Origin of the sequence: Pantoea sp. B550 (assembly GCF_024158165.1) — a bacterium.
Classification (GTDB): domain Bacteria; phylum Pseudomonadota; class Gammaproteobacteria; order Enterobacterales; family Enterobacteriaceae; genus Pantoea; species Pantoea alfalfae.
This window is the reverse complement of the sequence record NZ_JAMYXI010000003.1, coordinates 1,729,095-1,744,777: the sequence shown is the minus strand read 5'-3', so window position 1 is coordinate 1,744,777 and position 15,683 is coordinate 1,729,095. Positions and strand designations below refer to the sequence as shown.

13 protein-coding genes are annotated in these 15,683 nt (G+C 60.2%); 11 read left to right on the top strand and 2 right to left on the bottom strand.

Annotation, left to right across the window (positions count from 1 at the left end):
• The first annotated feature begins 54 nt into the window (after positions 1-54).
• Positions 55-555, top strand: coding sequence for a GNAT family N-acetyltransferase (locus NIM72_RS11260; protein ID WP_161734078.1), 501 nt, complete (start codon positions 55-57; stop codon positions 553-555).
• 35 nt (positions 556-590) lie between these two features.
• On the opposite strand, the gene NIM72_RS11255 is transcribed toward NIM72_RS11260, so the two are convergent.
• Positions 591-1,508 (bottom strand): sugar ABC transporter substrate-binding protein, encoded by a 918-nt coding sequence (locus NIM72_RS11255; RefSeq protein ID WP_161734080.1) that lies wholly within the window; start codon positions 1,506-1,508, stop codon positions 591-593.
• 419 nt (positions 1,509-1,927) lie between these two features.
• Here NIM72_RS11255 and NIM72_RS11250 point away from each other — a divergent pair, with 419 nt between their 5' ends.
• The 9 genes from NIM72_RS11250 (at position 1,928) to NIM72_RS11210 (ending at position 13,338) form a co-directional block, all read left to right on the top strand.
• On the top strand, positions 1,928-3,319 hold the full coding sequence (locus tag NIM72_RS11250) for an MFS transporter (RefSeq protein ID WP_253420385.1): 1,392 nt from the start codon (positions 1,928-1,930) through the stop codon (positions 3,317-3,319).
• Positions 3,300-4,256: a 2-hydroxyacid dehydrogenase gene (locus NIM72_RS11245; protein WP_253420382.1), complete on the top strand. Its 957-nt coding sequence runs from the start codon at positions 3,300-3,302 to the stop codon at positions 4,254-4,256. The genes NIM72_RS11250 and NIM72_RS11245 overlap by 20 nt, the downstream gene beginning before the upstream one ends.
• A 157-nt stretch (positions 4,257-4,413) precedes the next feature.
• A complete protein-coding gene (locus NIM72_RS11240; RefSeq protein WP_161734086.1) occupies positions 4,414-5,580 on the top strand; it encodes an HD-GYP domain-containing protein in 1,167 nt (388 codons plus the stop codon).
• Between the two features lie 108 nt (positions 5,581-5,688).
• The gene (gene kdpF / locus NIM72_RS11235; protein WP_253420379.1) at positions 5,689-5,778 is read left to right on the top strand and encodes a K(+)-transporting ATPase subunit F; all 90 of its coding nucleotides are present in this window, start codon (positions 5,689-5,691) and stop codon (positions 5,776-5,778) included.
• Positions 5,778-7,466, top strand: a complete 1,689-nt coding sequence (kdpA, locus tag NIM72_RS11230; protein WP_161734088.1) for a potassium-transporting ATPase subunit KdpA — start codon at positions 5,778-5,780, stop codon at positions 7,464-7,466. Before kdpF ends, kdpA begins: the two co-directional genes overlap by 1 nt.
• The gene (kdpB, locus tag NIM72_RS11225; RefSeq protein ID WP_161734090.1) at positions 7,463-9,511 is read left to right on the top strand and encodes a potassium-transporting ATPase subunit KdpB; all 2,049 of its coding nucleotides are present in this window, start codon (positions 7,463-7,465) and stop codon (positions 9,509-9,511) included. Before kdpA ends, kdpB begins: the two co-directional genes overlap by 4 nt.
• A gap of 10 nt (positions 9,512-9,521) precedes the next feature.
• Positions 9,522-10,088 carry a potassium-transporting ATPase subunit KdpC gene (gene kdpC / locus NIM72_RS11220; protein WP_253420376.1) on the top strand — a complete coding sequence of 189 codons (567 nt, stop codon included), beginning with the start codon at positions 9,522-9,524 and terminating at the stop codon, positions 10,086-10,088.
• A 16-nt stretch (positions 10,089-10,104) separates the two neighbouring features.
• Entirely contained in the window at positions 10,105-12,780 is a 2,676-nt protein-coding gene (kdpD, locus tag NIM72_RS11215; RefSeq protein WP_253420373.1) for a two-component system sensor histidine kinase KdpD, read from the top strand.
• Between the two features lie 54 nt (positions 12,781-12,834).
• Complete coding sequence (locus NIM72_RS11210) at positions 12,835-13,338, top strand: TIGR00645 family protein (RefSeq protein ID WP_010253431.1); 504 nt, start codon at positions 12,835-12,837, stop codon at positions 13,336-13,338.
• Positions 13,339-13,372: 34 nt separating this feature from the next.
• On the opposite strand, the gene NIM72_RS11205 is transcribed toward NIM72_RS11210, so the two are convergent.
• Positions 13,373-14,338: a LysR family transcriptional regulator gene (locus NIM72_RS11205; RefSeq protein WP_253420371.1), complete on the bottom strand. Its 966-nt coding sequence runs from the start codon at positions 14,336-14,338 to the stop codon at positions 13,373-13,375.
• A gap of 93 nt (positions 14,339-14,431) precedes the next feature.
• Here NIM72_RS11205 and NIM72_RS11200 point away from each other — a divergent pair, with 93 nt between their 5' ends.
• The gene (locus tag NIM72_RS11200; protein ID WP_253420368.1) at positions 14,432-15,634 is read left to right on the top strand and encodes an MFS transporter; all 1,203 of its coding nucleotides are present in this window, start codon (positions 14,432-14,434) and stop codon (positions 15,632-15,634) included.
• Positions 15,635-15,683 lie beyond the last annotated feature (49 nt).

Genomic DNA, 15,683 nt, shown 5'->3' with positions numbered 1-15,683 from the left:
CGGTAAAGAGCTACAGCTTAGTGCATGAACCCCGTTCGGCTAAAAGGAGAAAATATGGAAATCATTATTCGGGCACGGGAACCGCAGGATGCCGCCGCCTATCAGCGACTCTACAGTCATCCCGATGTCTATCCCTGGACGCTGCAGCTACCGTTTCCCAGCGTCGCCACCTGGGAGAAAAAAATCGCCAGAATGGATGCCGAGGGATTTATCGCCTTTGTCGCGGAGATCGAGGGCGTGCTGGCCGGTGAGCTGACGCTGTTTGTGGATAACAAGCCGCGCACCCGCCACTGCATCAGCTTTGGGCTGGGCGTGCATCCCGATTACGCCGGTCGCGGCGTCGGTGAGCGCCTGATCCGCACCGCGCTCGACTATTCCCGCAACTGGCTGGGGATTACGCGTATGGCGCTGGAGGTGTTTCACGACAATGAACGGGCGTTGCGGCTCTATGAGCGGCTGGGCTTTGAGCGTGAAGGGGTGATGCGCCAGGCCGCCCTGCGCGACGGTCAGCTGCGCGATGTGGTGATGATGGCGAAGCTGCTGCACGAGAAGTGATAACCGGAGCGGCAGCGCTGCCGCTCCGCTTTTCATTACGGATTTTTATTGCTGTAGTGCTGCATGTTCTGCTGCGTTACCAGTTCAAACGGAATCCACTGGTGGGAATCGACTTTTTCCCCTTTGATCATCTGCTGCGCCACCTCGACCGATTTTTTGCCCTGACCCACGGCATCCTGGAACACGGTGACGGCCAGTTTGCCGCTTGCCAGGGCTTTCAGGCCATCCGGCGTGGCATCAATGCCGCCCACCAGAATGGTCTTCTTCGGCTTCGCCTGCGCAATCGCCATTGTCGCACCAATCGCCATTTCGTCATTGTTGGCGGCGACAATATCGATCTCTTCGCCGTTCGACAGCCAGCTGAGCATTAAATCCATGCCCTCATTACGCGAATAGTTGGCGGTCTGCTTCAGCACCACTTTCATGTCGGGATACTTTGCCACCACCTGCTCCACATCTTTGGTGCGCTGCAGCGCACCCGCATCGCTGAGGTTACCGATGATAATGGCGACCTTGCCACGATAACCCGCCTGCTTCGCCAGCGCTTCCATCTGCAACGTACCCGACTCGCGTTCGTCAGAGCCGACAAATACCACGCCTGGCGGCAGGGTTTTATCGCCCGGTGTGCGGTTAACGTAGACCAGCGGAATGTGAGCCTGCTGCGCCAGCCTGGTCAGGGCAGGGGTGCTGGCGGAGTCGACAGGATCGACGATAATCGCGTCTACGCCGGCGCTGATAAAGCTCTGCACCTGATCGGTCTGACGACCGACGTCGCCGCGTGCATCTTCGAACTGCGCATCCAGCTGACGCGCTTTCGCCTCTTTTTCAATCGACTGGCGAATAATGGTCAGGAAGTTCTGGTCGAAAAAAGCCATCGATACGCCAATCTTCTCTGCCAGCGCCGACGTAGAAAGAGAGAGCAGACAGAGTAATGCCCATGCGCGTGTTTTCATTGCGGACTCCAGAGGTTGCTGTTTGGAATGGATATTTCATTTATTATAAAAATGGATAAAGAGGATCATCTGCAGCTTAGAAATGGCCGTCAGGTTTGACAAGCCGCCTTTTTCACTCTTGCTGGCGTCGCCACACTTTGCTGAAAATTCGTCGCGTCATAGCTGTCAGCGCCGGTTAAAACCCCGATCGGGTGCACACTCTGCGGCAAAGCGCCGCAGCTTTTTGCGCTTTTGTGCAGCGCCGCACGGGCGGTTGTGGCGGTTGCCAGAAAATCGCTGAATCGGACCCGTCGATCTCAACATCCGCACAATGACCCTTAGTTAGCCTCCTATCTATATTTCCAGAAGCGGGAAATCTCAGCGTTATTCCTGAAAAAAACCTTGTGGCACAACCTGCCGCTTTTTAAGGAATTCAGCTCATGCCTAAAGATGTAACGCCTCAACGGACCACCCATGTCCGCATCGGGATCCTCTGCCTGATCCTGTTTCTGTCGGTCGTGGCTTATGCCGACCGTTCGATCCTCTCGATCTCCGGATCGGCGATCAAAGAGGAGTTCGGCCTGTCAGCGATCCAGCTGGGACTGATCCTCTCTGCCTTCAGCTGGGCCTATGTCATCGGTCAGATCCCCGGCGGACTGTTCCTTGACCGCTTCGGAGCCAAAAAAGTGTATGGCGTCACGCTGGCGCTCTGGTCGGTCTCGACGCTGGCGATGGGATTTGTGGGTGAGTTCTCCAGCGGTATGACCGGCGCGCTGATGCTGATGTTTGGTCTGCGCTTTATGCTGGGACTCATTGAGGCACCCAGCTTTCCCGCCAATGCGCGCGTGGTGATTATGTGGTTCCCTGGCGCTGAGCGGGGCCGGGCATCATCGCTGTTCAGTTCGGCGCAATATTTTGCCGTCGCCATCTTCTCACCGCTGTCAGGCTGGCTGGTGTCGCGCTTCGGCTGGGAGTGGCCGTTCTTTGTGCTGGGCGGCATCGGCCTGCTGGCGGTGTTTGTCTGGGCAGCCTGGATGCGCGAGCCGCGCAACCATCCCGGCGTGTCGGAAAGTGAACTGCGCCACATCATTAATGGCGGCGCGATGGTGGATATCGACGCGGCGCGGACCCTGAAGGCCCGACCACCGGTCAGCAAAGCGATGTTCAGAAAGCTGCTCACTAATCGCATGCTCTGGTGCGCCTATCTTGGCCAGTACTGCATCATCGCGCTCAGCTACTTCTTCATTACCTGGTTCCCGATCTATCTGGTGCAGGCGCGCGGCATGAACATTATGGAGGCGGGCTTCGCCACCGTTGCTCCGGCGCTGTTTGGTTTTCTCGGCGGGATCAGCGGCGGTTACCTGTCAGATAAATTAATCGCCCGGGGCTGGAGCGTCTCCTGGGCGCGTAAAACCCCCTATATCGTCGGCATGCTGATGGCGTCGAGCCTGGTGCTGGCGGCGATTATTCCCGGTAACGGCGGCATCATCGCCATTATGTCCTTCGCCTTTTTCGGCAAAGGCATCGCGGCGGGCGCAGGCACCTGGACAGTGATCAGCGACACCGCACCGAAAGAGGCAGTAGGTCTGGCGGGTGCCATTTTTAACGGCATTGGCAACATTGCCGGTTTCACCACGCCGCTGCTGTTCGGCATCATCGTCGGGCTGACCGGCAGCTACAGCATCGGGCTGGCGTTTGTGGCGGCACACTGCGTGGTTGCGGCGCTGCTGTTCCTGCTGGTGATGGGACCGATTGAACGCGTGGGCGAAGAGACCGAACGCCCGGCATCCTATAACAATCAGGAGAAAGAAGATGGTATTAAAGCAATGTAAGGTGCTGATCAGAGGGAAATTCCTGCCGCCGCAGCTGATAGAGAACATTGAAAAGACGTTCACCGCGTTCCGGCTGTGGGAGGCGGACGATGAGAGCGCTTTTCTGGCTGAACAGGGTGCTGCCATCGACATACTGGTCACCAGCGGCAACGCGGTAATGGGGGCATCCGCCGCACTGATCGCGGCATTGCCCAACCTCAAAGCGATCTGCAGTAACGGCGTCGGGTATGACAGCATTGATACGGAAGCCGCCCGATCGCGCGGCATTGTGGTGACCAACACGCCGGAGGTGCTCAATGATTGCGTCGCGGATCTGGGCATGGCGCTGCTGCTGGATGTGGCGCGCCGCATCAGTGAGGCCGATCGCTTCACACGCGCCGGGCACTGGACGCAGGGCCGCTTTCCGCTGAGCAGCAAAATCGGCGGCAAGGTGTGCGGTATCGTCGGGCTGGGCAATATCGGCCAGGCGGTAGCCAGGCGCGCGCAGGCGTTTGGTATGCAGATTCACTACTACAACCCGCGTTCACGTCCTGACGTGCCCTATACCCGGCATGAGAGCCTGGTGGCGCTGGCGCAGCAGGCCGATTTTCTGGTGCTCACGCTGCCAGGCGGTGCCGCAACGCGCCATATCATTAACGCAGACGTGCTGCAGGCGCTGGGCCCGCAGGGTTATCTGATTAACATCGCGCGCGGCAGCGTGGTGGATCAGCAGGCGCTGGTGGCGGCGCTGGAAACCGGGCAGATCGCCGGTGCCGGGCTGGATGTGTTTGAACAGGAGCCGCATGTCCCTGACGCCCTGCGCCAGCGCGACAATGTGGTGATTACGCCACATATCGCCAGCAGCACCCGCGAAACCATGGCGGCGATGGCCGGCCTGGTGTTTGAGAACATGCTGGCGTTTGCCCGTGGCGAGCCGGTGCTGACCCGCGTAGTCTAACGACAACAATGACTTAACCATGATGGGCAGAGCGTGAGACAGGACGCTTCTCCTCTGACCACTCGCCCGCGCGCCGCCTCCGCACAAAACAGCCTGAAGAATATTTGTCCAGCTGCCGATATCACCTTACCACCCGCTGATCGTAAGGAGTGATAGCGTGATAAAGCTGATTACCATTGATGAACTGCGCCCTGGGATGTTTATCCACAAGCTGGAGGTCTGGTGGATAAAGGACGAGCGCATTCATAATCAGATGCTGATCACCGATCCACGACAAATCGCCACGTTACGCAGTGAAGGGATCCGCCAGCTCTGGATCGACCTCGATCGATCTGTGCAGGCGCCGATCGCCACCTCGATCGCGAAAAGAACCATTGGGCGTACCCCATTTTTTCAGGAACTGGACCAGGCACAGCTGATCTTTCAGCAGGGCAAACCGAAAGTACTGGCGATGTTCAACGAAGCGCGGCTGGGTAACGGCCTGAAGCTTGATTATATGATGGATCTGGTGGATGACATCGCCGGCTCGATCACGCGTGAACCCTCAGCGATGCTCAGCGTGGCGCGGCTGAAAAATCATGATGACTACACCTATCTGCACTCCATGGCGGTCTGCGGGCTGATGATTGCACTGGGTAAAAAACTCGGGCTGGATGAGCAGCAGCTGCGTCGGGTGGGCATGGGCGGTTTACTGCATGATGTCGGCAAAGCCGCTGTGCCGCTGGCGATCCTGAACAAAGCGGGCAAGCTGACGGAAGAGGAGTTCAGGGTGATGCGCGAGCATCCGGTGGTGGGCACGCAGATGCTGATTGAAGCCGACGCCGATGACGATTTGCTCGATATCGCCCTGCATCATCATGAAAAATATGATGGCAGTGGCTACCCGCACCGTCTGAAAGGGGAAGCGATTTCGTTCTACGCCCGGATGGCAGCGGTGTGTGATGTCTACGATGCTGTCACCTCAACCCGCTCCTATCGCAACGGCTGGACACCGGCAGAGGCGATGCACCAGATGCTGAGCTGGCGCGGCCATTTCGATCCGGGCCTGCTGCACACCTTCGTGCGAACCATCGGCATCTATCCGGTAGGTTCGCTGGTGCGTCTGGCTTCCGGCCGGGTGGCGCTGGTGGTAAAGGCAGGCGAAAAATCGCTGATGCGCCCCTGTGTGCATGTCTTCTGGTCGCTGCACGCCCAGCGCGAAGTGAAACCGGAGGAGCTCGACCTCGGCGACAGTTTCTGCACCGACAGTATTGTGGGCGCAGAGGACAGTGCACTATGGGGTAACGTCGATCTCAATCGTATCTGGGCGCTGGAAGTCGCCTGATTTTTCGCCATTTTTACACTATTTTTACGCCCGCCCGCTGCATTTTAACCCCTTCTTTATACGCCTCCGCGCAAGCTACGCCATAAATCCAATCCTCTGGAGGTTCCTGTGAGCGTGGGCGTAATAACCGGCATTGTGCTGGTGGTGTTGTTACTGGGCTATCTGCTCTATGCCCTGTTAAATGCGGAGGCTTTCTGATGGCGGCCAATGCTTTTTTACTCATCGCATTTTATCTGGTGCTGCTGATGGTGCTGGCGCAGCCGCTTGGCCGGGGCCTGGCCGCGTTAGTGGCCGACAAGCCGGTGTTTGCCCGGCTGGAAGCGCCGCTGTGGCGACTGCTGGGCGCGCAGCAATCGGAGATGCGCTGGCCGCACTACCTGCTGGCGATTCTGCTGTTTAATGCGCTGGGTTTCGTGGTGCTGCTGGCAATATTGCTGATGCAGGGCGCGCTGCCGCTGAATCCGCAGCAGCTGCCTGGCCTGAGCTGGCATCTGGCGCTGAACACCGCCGTGAGCTTCGTCACCAACACCAACTGGCAGTCCTACAGCGGCGAAAGCACCCTGAGCTATTTCAGTCAGATGGTGGGCCTGACGGTGCAGAATTTTCTCTCTGCCGCAACCGGGATCGCCGTGGCATTTGCGCTGATCCGTGGCTTCGCTAATCGCAGCGCTGCGACCCTGGGTAACGCCTGGCGCGACCTGACGCGCATCACGCTCTATGTCTTACTGCCGATCAGCCTGCTGGTGGCGCTGTTCTTTGTCAGTCAGGGCAGCATCCAGAACTTCGCACCTTATCACAGCTTCACCACGCTGGAAGGCGTGCAGCAGACGCTGTCGATGGGACCGGTGGCGTCTCAGGAAGCGATCAAAATGCTGGGCACCAACGGTGGCGGCTTCTTTAACGCCAACTCCTCCCATCCATTTGAAAACCCGACGGTGCTGACCAATCTGGTGCAGATGCTGAGCATCTTTCTGATCCCGGCGGCGCTCTGCTTCGCGTTTGGCGAAAGCGTACGCGATCGTCGTCAGGGCCACATGCTGCTGTGGGCGATGACGCTGATGTTTGTCGCGGCGGTATCGGTCGTCATGTGGGCCGAACTGCAGGGCAACCCGCATTTCCTCCAGCTGGGGGCCGACAGCGCCGTCAACATGGAAGGCAAAGAGACGCGCTTTGGCATTCTTAACAGCAGCCTGTTCGCGGTCATTACCACCGCGGCCTCCTGCGGTGCGGTGAATGCCATGCACGACTCCTTTACTGCGCTGGGTGGCATGGTGCCGATGTGGCTGATGCAGCTGGGCGAAGTGGTGTTTGGCGGCGTCGGTGCCGGTCTCTACGGCATGCTGCTGTTTGTGCTGCTGGCGGTGTTTATCGCCGGGCTGATGATCGGTCGTACCCCGGAATTCCTGGGCAAAAAAATCGACGTCTGGGAGATGAAGATGACCGCGCTGGCGATTCTGGTCACCCCGGCGCTGGTGCTGATCGGCACCGCGCTGGCGATGATGACCGACGCTGGCCGCAGTGCAATGGCGAACCCCGGCATTCATGGCTTCAGCGAAGTGCTCTACGCCGTCTCCTCGGCGGCCAACAACAACGGCAGCGCCTTTGCCGGACTGAGTGCTAACACGCCGTTCTGGAACCTGTTACTGGCGGTCTGCATGCTGCTGGGCCGCTTCGGCATCATCATTCCGGTGATGGCGATTGCCGGTGCGATGGCGGTGAAAAAAGTGCAGCCGGTGGGTAACGGCACGCTGCCAACCCACGGTCCGCTGTTTATCGGACTGCTGATTGGCACGGTGCTGCTGGTGGGTGCACTGACCTTTATTCCTGCTCTGGCGCTGGGCCCGGTGGCTGAGCATCTGCAACTTGTTCAGGGACAATCCTCATGAGTCGTCAACAACAGGCATTATTTGACGCAGCGCTGCTGCGTACCTCGGCCTGGGATGCGGTGAAAAAGCTCGATCCCCGGGTACAGTTCCGTAACCCGGTGATGTTTGTGGTCTGGCTCGGCAGCGTGCTGACTACGCTACTGGCGCTGGCCATGCTGTCTGGCCGCATCAGCGGCAGCGCCAGTTTTACCGGCGCGATTGCGCTCTGGCTCTGGTTCACCGTGCTGTTCGCCAACCTGGCGGAGGCGCTGGCTGAAGGGCGCAGTAAAGCCCAGGCGAGCAGCCTGAAAGGAGTGAAAAAGACCAGCTTTGCCAAAAAACTGTCAGCGGCGCGTTATGGCGCGGAGTGGCAGCAGGTCAGTGCCGATGCGCTGCGCAAAGGCGACGCGGTGCTGGTCGAAGCGGGCGACATTATTCCCTGCGACGGTGAAGTGATAGAGGGTGGTGCCTCCGTGGATGAGAGCGCCATTACCGGTGAATCTGCACCGGTGATCCGTGAGTCAGGCGGTGACTTCGCCTCCGTCACGGGCGGTACGCGTATTCTCTCTGACTGGCTGGTCATTACCTGTAGCGCCAACCCGGGTGAAACCTTCCTTGACCGGATGATCGCCATGGTGGAAGGTGCGAAACGTCGCAAAACCCCGAATGAGATTGCCCTGACCATCCTGCTGGTGTCGCTGACTATCGTGTTCCTGCTGGCGACCGTCACGCTCTGGCCGTTCTCGGCCTGGGGCGGCAAGCCGGTCAGCATCACCGTACTGGTGGCGCTGCTGGTCTGTCTGATCCCCACCACTATCGGCGGGCTGTTGTCGGCGATTGGGGTGGCGGGGATGAGCCGTATGCTGGGTGCGAACGTCATTGCGACCAGCGGACGTGCGGTGGAAGCCGCAGGCGATGTGGATGTGCTGATGCTGGACAAAACCGGCACCATCACGCTGGGTAACCGTCAGGCGACCCAGTTCCTGCCCGCGCCGGGCGTCAGCGAAGAGCAACTGGCCGACGCCGCGCAGCTCGCCTCGCTGGCCGATGAGACACCTGAAGGGCGCAGCATCGTGGTGCTTGCGAAGCAGCGCTTTAATCTGCGTGAACGCGATCTCAGCAGCATGGGCGCCAGCTTTATTCCGTTCTCAGCCCAGACCCGCATGAGTGGCGTAAACGTGCAGGACCGGTTGATCCGCAAGGGTGCGGTCGATGCGGTACGTCGTCATATTGAAGCGAACCATGGCCGTTTCCCTGCCGAGGTCAATGCGCAGGTGGAAGAGGTGGCACGCAGTGGCGGCACGCCACTGGTGGTGTCAGAGGGCGCGAACGTGCTGGGCGTGGTGGCGCTGAAAGATATCGTGAAGGGCGGCATCAAAGAACGCTTTGCCGAACTGCGCAAAATGGGCATTAAAACGGTGATGATCACCGGCGATAACCCGCTGACCGCCGCGGCCATTGCGGCGGAAGCGGGCGTGGATGACTTCCTGTCAGAGGCGACGCCGGAAGCCAAACTGGCGCTGATCCGCCAGTATCAGGCAGAAGGACGGTTAGTGGCGATGACCGGCGACGGCACCAACGATGCGCCTGCCCTGGCGCAGGCGGATGTGGCGGTGGCGATGAACTCCGGTACGCAGGCGGCGAAAGAGGCGGGCAACATGGTCGATCTCGACTCGAACCCGACCAAGCTGCTGGAAGTGGTGCACATCGGTAAACAGATGCTGATGACGCGCGGTTCCCTGACCACCTTCAGTATCGCCAACGACGTGGCGAAATATTTCGCCATCATTCCGGCGGCGTTTGCGGCCACCTATCCGCAGCTCAACATGCTGAACGTGATGCAGCTGCACTCGCCCGCCAGCGCGATTCTGTCGGCGGTGATCTTTAACGCCCTGGTGATTATCTTCCTGATCCCGCTGGCCCTGAAAGGCGTCAGCTACCGCCCGCTGAGTGCTGCTGCGCTGCTGCGCCGCAACCTGCTGATTTACGGTCTGGGTGGCCTGCTGGTGCCGTTTGTCGGCATCAAAGCGATCGATCTGCTGTTAGTGCTTTCAGGCATGGCCTGAGGAGAAAAAAATGAGTCAGTTACGTCCGGCAATTTTACTGTTGTTGTTGCTTACGCTTGTGACCGGCGTGGTTTATCCTTTCCTCACCACCGGGCTGGCGCAGTGGCTTTTTCCGGCCCAGGCCAATGGCTCGCTGCTGGAGGAGGAGGGCGTGGCGCACGGATCTGCGCTGATTGGGCAGAACTTTACCCAGCCCGGCTATTTCTGGGGGCGTCCTTCAGCCACCAGTGATAAAGCCTATAACCCGCTGGCCTCGGGCGGCAGTAATCTGGCCGCCAGCAACCCGGCGCTGGACAAAGCGGTGGCCGACCGCATCGCTGTACTGCGGGCCGCCAATCCCCAGGCAGCGGCCGCCGTGCCGGTTGAGCTGGTGACTGCTTCCGCCAGCGGGCTGGACCCGGATATTTCGCCTCAGGCTGCACTGTGGCAGGCTCCGCGTGTCGCTGCCAGCCGCAAGGTGCCGGTGGCACAGGTCGAGGCGCTGATTGAAAAGATGACGCATCGTCCGCTGCTGCCCTTCCTCGGCACACCGACCCTCAATGTGTTGCAGCTGAATATAGCGCTCAACGAACTGTAATGGTGTAAAGGAAGCGATGAACCACGAACCCCAGCGTCCCGATCCCGACGCGCTGCTGCAGGCTAACCGCGAGAGTCATCGCGGACAGCTGAAGATTTACTTTGGTGCCTGTGCGGGCGTGGGCAAAACCTACGCCATGCTGCAGGAGGCACAGCGGCTGCGTGCGCAGGGTCTGGATGTGCTGATCGGCGTGGTAGAGACCCACGACCGGCCGGAAACCGCGCAGCTGCTGACAGGCTTAACCCTGCTGCCGCGGCGCGCAACCGGCCGCTCGCGTCATGCGGAGTTTGATCTTGATGCTGCGCTGGCCCGCCATCCGGCGGTGATCCTGATGGATGAGCTGGCGCACACCAACGTGCAGGGCTCACGCCATCCCAAGCGCTGGCAGGATATCGAGGAGCTGCTGGAAGCGGGCATCGACGTGCTCACCACCGTCAACGTGCAGCATCTTGAGAGCCTCAATGATGTGGTCGGCGGCGTCACCGGCATTCAGGTGCGCGAAACCGTGCCTGATCCCTTTTTCGACAGCGCCAATGAAGTGGTGCTGGTCGATCTGCCGCCCGACGATCTGCGGCAGCGGCTGAAAGAGGGCAAAGTCTACATTGGTGACCGCGCAGAACGCGCCATCGAAAACTTTTTCCGCAAAGGTAACCTGTTCGCCCTGCGTGAGCTGGCCCTGCGTCGCACCGCCGATCGGGTGGATGACCAGATGCGCGCCTGGCGCGATCAGCAGGGACGGGAGCGCGTCTGGCACACCCGCGATGCCATTCTGCTCTGTATTGGTGACGACAGCGGCAGTGAAAAGCTGGTGCGCACCGCCGCCCGGCTGGCAGCACGGCTCGGCAGTGAATGGCACGCGGTCTATGTCGAAACGCCGCGGCTTAACCGGCTGCCGGAAGCGCGGCGACGGGCGATTCTGCGTACCTTACAGCTGGCGCAGGAGCTGGGCGCAGAAACCGCCACGCTCTCGGAACCGGATGAAGCGGAAGCGGTGCTGGGCTACGCCCGCGAACACAACCTGGGTAAAATCGTCACTGGCCGTCGCCCGCAGCGGCGCTGGCGGCGTGACAGTTTTGCCGAACGTCTGGGTCAGCTTGGCCCCGATCTCGACCTGCTGGTCGTCGCACTGGATGAGCCGCTGAAGGATGCGCCGCATCCGCTGCCGGATGGCCGCGTCACCAGTGAAAAATGGCGCATTCAGCTGCGTGGCGTGATGATGGCGCTGGTGCTCTGCATCGTCGTCACCGCAGCCGGACAGTCTGTGCTGATCAATTTCGATCCCGCCAACTGTGTGATGATCTACCTGCTGGCGGTCGTGATCGTGGCGCTGCGCTATGGCCGCTGGCCGTCGGTGATCGCTACGGTGATGAACATCATCGCCTTTGACCTCTTCTTTGTGGCCCCCACCGGCACGGTGGCGGTCTCCGATCTGCAATATCTGGTGACCTTTGGCGTGATGCTGGCGGTGGGCGTCATTGTCGGCAATCTCACGGCCGGGGTGCGCTATCAGGCGCGGGTGGCGCGCTACCGCGAACAGCGGGCGCGCCAGCTCTATGAGATGGCGAAATCGCTGGGCAGCGCGCTGACGCCGCAGGATATTGCCGCCACCAGCCAGCGTGTGCTGGATGCCACGTTACAGGCGCGCTGCCTGCTGCTGCTGCCGGATGAGCAGGGCGAGCTGCAACCGGTGGGCGAGGCGTTACCGGCCAGTGAGCCGGATCGTGCGATTGCGAAATGGAGTTACAGCAAAGGCCAGCCTGCGGGTGCGGGCACCGATACCTTACCGGCGGTGCCCTATCAGATCCTGCCGCTGAAAAGTGGCGCGCACTGCCGTGGTTTGCTGGTGGTGGAGCCGCAGAATCTGCGTCAGTTGATGATCCCCGAACAGCAGCGGCTGGTGGAAACCTTTACGGTACTGATTGCCAATGCGCTGGAGCGGATGGCGCTGTCGCACAGCGAGGCAGCCTCCCGTCTCTCGGCAGAGCGGGAACAGCTGCGCAATGCGCTGCTGTCGGCGCTGTCGCACGACCTGCGCACCCCGCTGACCGTGCTGTTTGGTCAGGCGGAAATGCTGATGCTCGATCTGGCCAGCGACAACTCAAAATATGTGCCGCAGGCCAGCCAGATCCGCGAGCAGACGCTGAGCACTATCCGGCTGGTGAGCAATATGCTGGATATGGCGCGCATTCAGTCGGGTGGCCTCAACCTGCGTGAGGAGTGGCTGGCGCTGGAAGAGGTGATCGGCGGGGCGCTGAGCAGCATGGCACCGTCGCTGAAAGGGCATGAGGTTCAGCTCGATCTGCCGGACGATATCGTGCTGATCAAAGGCGATAGTACGCTGCTGGAACGCGTTTTCACTAACCTGATTGAGAACAGCCTGAAGTATGCCGGTAACAGCGCACCACGCGGCATTCGCGCCTGGCGTGCCGCATCACGACTGGAGATTGCGGTCTGGGATAGCGGACCGGGCATTGCCGAAGACGACTTAAGCCGGATATTCGATAAATTCTGGCGGGGCGACAAAGAGTCGGCGGTGCCGGGCGTCGGGCTGGGTCTGGCAATCTGTAAAACCATTATCGAGAGCCACGGCGGTCAGATCTGGGCCGAAAACCGACCCGAAGGGGGCGCGGCATTTCGTCTCTCGCTGCCACTGCCGCCGGTCCCTGAAATTTCTGACGAAGGGCTGAAATAACTTCACAGTTGATCGGTTATACTCCCGGACCTGTTTGATTATTCGTGGGATTGTATGGAACGTTTTACCGAAAACCTGATGTATGCATCGCGCTGGTTGCTGGCCCCGGTTTACATTGGACTTTCGCTGGGATTACTGGCGCTGACCATTAAATTTTTCCAGGAAATTTTCCACCTGCTGCCCAACATTTTCAGCATTGCGGAAAACGATCTGATCCTGCTGCTGCTGTCGCTGGTGGATATGACGCTGGTTGGCGGCCTGCTGGTGATGGTGATGCTGTCGGGTTATGAGAACTTCATCTCCAAGCTCGATATCGACGAAGATAAAGAGAAGCTGAGCTGGCTGGGCAAGATGGACTCCGGCTCGCTGAAAAACAAAGTCGCCGCCTCCATTGTCGCCATCTCCTCGATCCACCTGCTGCGGGTGTTTATGGAAGCGCGCAACGTCGAAAACGACAAGCTGATGTGGTACGTGATTATCCACCTGACCTTTGTGCTCTCCGCCTTTGTGATGGGCTGGCTGGATCAGATGTCGCGCAGCGATAAAAAACCGAAGTAACCTCTCTGGCGGCCCGCTGAGGCGGGCGCCTGCTTTACCCTTTCCGCTCTGCTCCCCCTGAACGACCCGCCTGTGAGGCCGGACGTGTGCCCGCCAGCTGCGGCATCACCTCTTTGATCATGGCAAAAAAGTGTTGCAGCCTGGCCGGGTAGTAACTCGCCCAGGGATAGGTCAGCCATACCGGCAGCGGCGGGGCCTGCCAGGCGGGCATCAGCTGAACCAGACTGCCATCCGCTAAATCGTCCTGTACCGCCCACGAGGAGACAATCGCCGCGCCCATCCCGGCCAGCGCCGCTTTGCGCACCGCATATAAACTGTCGCTGCTCAGCCGGGGCGTAATCGCCAGGTTCACCGGCTGGCCGTCGTCAATCTTCTGCAACGCCACTTCATTACGGTAAAAGCTGGTCAGCGCCAGCCACGGCAAATCGCGCAGCTGTTCCACCTGTTCAATCGACGGATGCTGCGCCAGCAGGTGCGGGGCCGCCACCACAATGCGTGGCACTTCGGCTAACAGAATCGCCACGACCGAAGGATCGGTGGGCGCACCGACCTGAATGGCGCAGTCCACGTTCTCCGCCATAAAGTCGGGCGTGCGGTCATTCAGCATCCACTCGATATTGAGACGGGGATAGCGGTGCAGATAGTCCACCAGCGGCGCGATCAGCTGATCCTGACCAAAGGCGTGCGGCGCACGAACCCGCAGCGTACCGACCGGGTCATCGCTGGCACCGGTCAGCTCATCTTCCAGCGCATGCCAGGTCGCCAGCAGCTGCCGTGCCTGGGCGTAGCAGCGTTCGCCATCATCGGTGAGCTTCAGCGCATGGGTGGTGCGCAGGATCAGCTTGAGGCCCAGCCGCTGCTCCAGGGTCTGCAAGCGACGGCTGACGGTAGGCTGTGTCGTGCCGAGCTGGGCCGCGGCGGCGGACAAGCTGCCGCTCTCGACAATACGGATAAACGTCTGCATCAGGTCGATGCGATCGCTGCTGTTAGGGTTGTTCATACGTACCACGCATAACGGTTTTGCCTGATGTCAGTCTACCGCGTATAACCGTGATGCGCTTTAATGATGTGACGAAATGATGAGGATTACAGCATGTCAGCCATACAGACTCAGACGCAAAATGAATCGCTCTCCACACCGCTGGTGTTTACCCTGGCCGCCGGAGCCGGGCTCAGCGTCGCATCGATTTACTACAGCCAGCCGATGCAGGATATCATCAGTAAGCAGTTTAATGCGGGTATCGGCGCAGTCGGCATGGTGCCGATGCTGACCCAGGCGGGCTATGCGCTGGGTATTCTGCTGCTGGCCCCGCTGGGCGATCGTCATGATCGTCGCACCATTATCTTTATCAAAGGTTTACTGCTGGTCGCGGCGCTGTTGCTGTGTGGTTTTTCCGGCGGACTCAGCGCGCTGCTGATTGCCAGTTTTATCACCGGGCTGACCGCCACCGTGGCGCAGGACATTGTGCCCGCGTCGGCGGCGCTGGCGCCGGAACGCAGCCGGGGTAAAACAGTCGGCACGGTGATGACCGGGCTGCTGGTGGGCATCCTACTGTCGCGGGTGGTCAGCGGGGTGGTGGCAGAGTATTTCGGCTGGCGCACCATGTATATGATCGCCGCCCTGGCGGTGCTGCTGATTACGCTGACGCTGTGGCGGGTGTTGCCGCGCTTCGCGCCGGGCTCTTCGGTGAGCTATCCGCGCCTGTTGCTGTCGCTGGTGCATCTGTGGCGTCACCATCAGACGCTGCGCCGGGCTGCGCTGGCTCAGGGTCTGCTTTCTGTCGCCTTCAGCGCCTTCTGGTCAACGCTGGCGTTAATGCTCAGCGACCGCTTTCATCTGGACAGTGCGGTGGCCGGTGCCTTTGGTTTAGCCGGTGCAGCAGGTGCCATGGCAGCCCCGCTGGCGGGCAGTTTCGCTGACCGCATTGGTCCGGCAAGGGTTACGCAGGCCGGTGCCGCGCTGGTGACGATCTCTTTTGCACTGATGTTTCTGCTGCCGCTGCTGCCCATGCCCGCGCAGCTGGCGCTGATTGTCCTCTGCACCATCGGCTTTGATTTAGGGGTGCAGGCCACGCTGGTGGCGCATCAGACACTGGTCTATGGCCTGGCACCCGAAGCGCGCAGCCGCCTGAATGCGCTGCTGTTTACCGTGGTGTTTATCGGTATGGCTACCGGTGCGGCAGTGGGGAGTCTGGCGCTGGCGCACTGGGGCTGGAATGGCGTGGTTGCGCTCGCCACCCTGGCCGGTGCCGCCGCGCTGGCGGTTCGCTTCGCCAGTCGTCACCTGAAAAACTGACATCGCGCCCGTCAAAAAATGTGCCAGGCTTATTCATAAACCCGAAATA